Below are 4,449 nucleotides of genomic sequence, written 5' to 3' on the forward strand. Positions count from 1 at the left end.
ATGGAGCAATATTCTGCGGCCAAACTAGACCGTTCTCATCATTGAATTGTTCCGCAACAGCTGCCATTGTTCGGGAAACACCGATACCGTAGCAGCCCATGATCATTGGCTGTGTCCTGCCGTTTTCATCCAGGAATACAGCGTTCATTGCCTCGCTGTATCTTGTTCCTAACTTGAAGACATGTCCAACTTCAATGCCCTTGGCAAAAACGATTGTTCCGTTACCATCCGGAGAAGGATCTCCTTCCTTAATGAAGCGGAAATCAGCATATGCACTCACTTTAAAGTCACGTTCAGGATTTACATTTTGATAGTGGTAGTCTTCTTCGTTCGCTCCGCAAACTCCGTTGACAATCGCTTCAACAGCGTGGTCAGCTACAACCTCTATGTTTTCAACTCCAATAGGACCAAGTGAACCAACTGAGCAGCCAAGAACTTCCTTAGTTGTATTCGCATCTGCCAATTCCACAACTGATGCTTCAAAGTAGTTTTTCAGCTTGATATCATTCACTTCATGGTCGCCTCTGACTAAAACTAGTACATAACGATCATCTACTTTAAACAGTAATGATTTAATGCAGTCCTTGTCCTCTACTTGCAGGAATGCGGATACTTCCTCAATTGACTTCTTGTTTTCAGTATGGATCTTTTCCAGCTCATTTTCTTCTTCTCCGCTCTTTTCATACACAGCGGTGACTGGAGCCATTTCCACATTGGCAGCATACTCAGATGTGTCGGAGTATGCAATTGTATCTTCTCCGATATCGGAAAGAACCATAAACTCATGTGTATCTTTTCCGCCCATCGCTCCTGAATCGGCGATTACCGCACGGAAGTTCAGTCCGCAGCGCTTAAACACATTTGAATATGCCTGGAAAAGGCGCTCGTAAACTTCATCAAGGCTTTCCTGGGTTGCATGGAAGGAATATGCGTCCTTCATGATAAATTCCCGGCCACGCAAAAGACCAAATCTAGGACGTTTTTCATCACGGAACTTTGTCTGGATTTGATACAGAGTCAAAGGCAGACGTTTATAAGATTTAACTTCGTCACGAACAAGGCTAGTGATGACCTCTTCATGAGTTGCTCCAAGAGCAAACTCACGATCATGACGGTCTCTTAATCTCATTAGCTCCGGACCATAAGAATACCATCTGCCTGATTCCTGCCAAAGTTCCGCCTGCTGCAATGCAGGCATGAACAATTCTGCAGCACCTGCATTATTCATTTCTTCTCTGATTATCGCTTCAACCTTCTGAAGGACTTTCCGCCCCATAGGCATATATGTATACACACCGCTGGCATTTTGGCGGATGAACCCCGCACGCAGCAACAGCTGGTGACTCTTCACTTCTGCGTCTGATGGTACTTCTCTTAAAGTAGGAATAAGCGTCATACTTTGCTTCATTGATTTACACCTCATTAGGATATAGAAGATTTTACTTATTGGCTGAGTTAAACTTGTCTGTTGATTTCCGCTCCAATCAACAGGTTCAAAAAATCAACATTGAACTTTAACACAGCCTACTTATCAAAAAATTGACCTGTCTGGTATTAACCAGACAGGAATAAATAACTGCTTAGTTTACGAAAACCGTATTATAAAAAGAATCTTTGGATGTCATTCCAGGTTACAACGAGCATCAACAACATCAAAATGGCAAATCCGATAAAGTGCACCATACCTTCTTTTTGTTTGTCGATTGGCTTTCCTCTTAATGCTTCGACTGCAAAGAATGTCAGCCTTCCGCCATCAAGGGCTGGGAAAGGCAGGAGGTTCATGATGCCAAGGTTAATGCTCAGGATCGCTGCCCACTTCATTAAATAAAAGATTCCTGACTTCGCAACTGTATCTGTTGAAACATAAATCCCGACCGGACCTGATAGCGCATCAATCGAAAATTGTCCGGTAATCAGTTTGCCAAGCATAGAAAAGATTTCTGTTGTCCAGAAATAGGTTTCTTTAATTCCATATGAAATAGATTTCAAAGGAGATTTTTCAACAGGGCTATATACCCCAATCAGCCCGATTTTTTCACCTTCAACTGTTTTTGATTCAGGTGTTACAGGCAGCTCGATATTTTTTCCGTCACGGACAATGGAAAAATCAAGTTCGGTTCCCGGATTTTTACGAATGATTTCAACAACATCCTGCCAGCTCGACACTTCAGAGCCTTCAATGCTGTTCACGATATCGCCTTCTTTTAAGCCTGCATCGAGCGCACTGCCATCGGGCGTCAATTTGCCCAATAGAGGTTCATTAGACGGGATACCCTGAAAAAGGGCAAGAATGATAAAAATGACCATTGCAAGCAAGAAGTTCATCATAGGCCCAGCAAAAATGGCCATTGTCCTTTGTGCTAATGTTTTAGATCCAAACTGCCTGTCATATGGGGCGATTTGGGTTTCAGTCCCATTTTCGACTAACACTGCTGTCTTGCTGATTGGGAACGATTTGATAAGCGTGTCATCCTCGCCCTCTTCATACCCTTTAATAAAGAGATCGCGTTCGATATCAGCTTTCTCAACTTCAATAATTCGTGCATCTGGAAACTTTTCCTTGTTATTGAGGATGATTTTGGTAACTTCTTCGTTGCCATTGAACAATAAGCCTATCCTGTGACCGGGTTTAATCTCAATCATTTCTGGATCTTCGCCAGCCATACGGACAAATCCGCCGATTGGCAAAAGACGAATGGTATAGGTAGTTTCATTTTTCTTATGTGAAAATACCTTTGGGCCGAAGCCGATTGCGAATTCTCGGCATAGGATGCCAGCGCGCTTGGCAAAGATTAAGTGGCCCAATTCATGAAAGAAAACAAGGGCTCCAAAAATGACAATAAAGGCAATAACTGTATTCAAATTATCTAACCACCTTTTTAAGGATAAGAATCCACTTCTTTCAATCTTAGAGAATCTATGCTTTATAACAGTGAATGTATAAAGCTTCTCGTCTCTTTATCAGCCTCTTGAATTATTTCAAGGCTTGGGTTCTTTATAATTTCGTGGCCGTCCATTGCTTTTTCAATCATGTCTTCAATTTGCAGGAAAGTGATTTTGTCCTCCAAAAAGGCAGCGACTGCTGCTTCATTAGCCGCATTCATTACTGCCGGCAATGTACCGCCCGCTTTTCCGGCTTCATATGCGAATTTTAGACATCGAAAACGGTCAAAATCCATTTCCTTAAAATGCAGCTTGCCGATTTCAGCAAGATTCAGCCTTGTTCCCGATCTTAGAGGCAGCCTGTCTGGATATGTAAGAGCATATTGAATAGGAACCTTCATATCGGGGGTTCCGAGCTGAGCAATGATGCTGGTATCATGAAATTCAACCATTGAATGGATGATGCTTTCTCGATGGAGCAGGACTGATATCCTGTCATATGGCAATGAAAATAGCCAATGTGCCTCAATTACTTCAAGTCCTTTATTCATCATAGTAGCTGAATCAATGGTTATTTTCGCCCCCATGGACCAATTTGGATGATTCAAGGCATCGGTCTTAGTTACACCTTTTAAATCATCCCTCGTTCTGTCTCTGAAGCTGCCTCCTGAAGCAGTCAGAATCAGCCTCTCAATATTTTTTTCTTTCTCGCCCTGCAAGGCTTGAAAAATAGCAGAATGCTCACTGTCTACAGGCAATATGGAAACATTATGGCGCTTCGCTTCCTCCATGACAATGTGCCCCGCTGTGACTAGAGTTTCCTTATTGGCAATAGCGATCGTTTTTTTCGCTTTTATCGCCTCTAATGTTGGACTTAAACCCACGCTGCCCAGGACTGCGTTAACAAGGATTTCGGACTTATGGAAGACAGCTGCCTCTTTAAGACCCTCACTTCCATAAACAATCTTTATATTGCCGTATTCACTCTTTAGAGTTTCAGCATCTGACTTTTCCTGGACGGAAACTAGCTCCGGGGAGAATTCACTAATGATTTTTCTGGTAAGTTCCATATTTCGGCCAGCAGACATTGATACTAGTTTAAATTCTTCTGGATGCTCCCTGATTACATCGAGGGTTTGAATTCCAATCGATCCTGTAGCACCTAACAAGCTGATTTTCTTCACAAACTTCACTCCTAAACAACATAAACGGGTATTGCTGGCTTCACCAGTTCTTTCCCTATTCGACTTCACCGAAACATGGCCGATGGCTTAATAAATACATTGATTTCCTGTAAAATTTTTCAAAATTAAGACTTCGTTTAACTTGTCTGTTGATTTCCGCTCCAGGCACTCGCTTTCCGCGGGGCGTCAGGTGCTAAAAATCAGCACAGACCTTTGACACAATCAAGTATTTAAAAAGCGATCAGTATTAATTAAAAATTCTGAATATATATAGTATATTATTCGACAAGACTGTAATATTTTCCTTTAAATGCACTATTTCCTCACACGAAATATTTTATTTTTCCTTCTATTTCCATCATAGCCATTTATGATACGCAGC

Annotated in this window: 3 protein-coding genes; all 3 read right to left on the minus strand. The window is 41.9% G+C overall.

Going from position 1 to position 4,449, the window contains the following annotated elements:
- On the minus strand, positions 1-1,408 hold a 1,408-nt coding region (locus WB217_RS14985), incomplete at its 3' end, for a proline--tRNA ligase (RefSeq protein ID WP_423994047.1).
- A gap of 191 nt (positions 1,409-1,599) precedes the next feature.
- The gene (gene rseP, locus WB217_RS14990; RefSeq protein WP_423994048.1) at positions 1,600-2,862 is read right to left on the minus strand and encodes an RIP metalloprotease RseP; all 1,263 of its coding nucleotides are present in this window, start codon (positions 2,860-2,862) and stop codon (positions 1,600-1,602) included.
- A gap of 62 nt (positions 2,863-2,924) precedes the next feature.
- A complete protein-coding gene (locus WB217_RS14995; RefSeq protein WP_423994049.1) occupies positions 2,925-4,067 on the minus strand; it encodes a 1-deoxy-D-xylulose-5-phosphate reductoisomerase in 1,143 nt (380 codons plus the stop codon).
- Positions 4,068-4,449: the final 382 nt, after the last annotated feature.

Origin of the sequence: Mesobacillus sp. (genome assembly GCF_049588175.1) — a bacterium.
In the GTDB taxonomy this organism is placed as follows: domain Bacteria; phylum Bacillota; class Bacilli; order Bacillales; family Cytobacillaceae; genus Mesobacillus.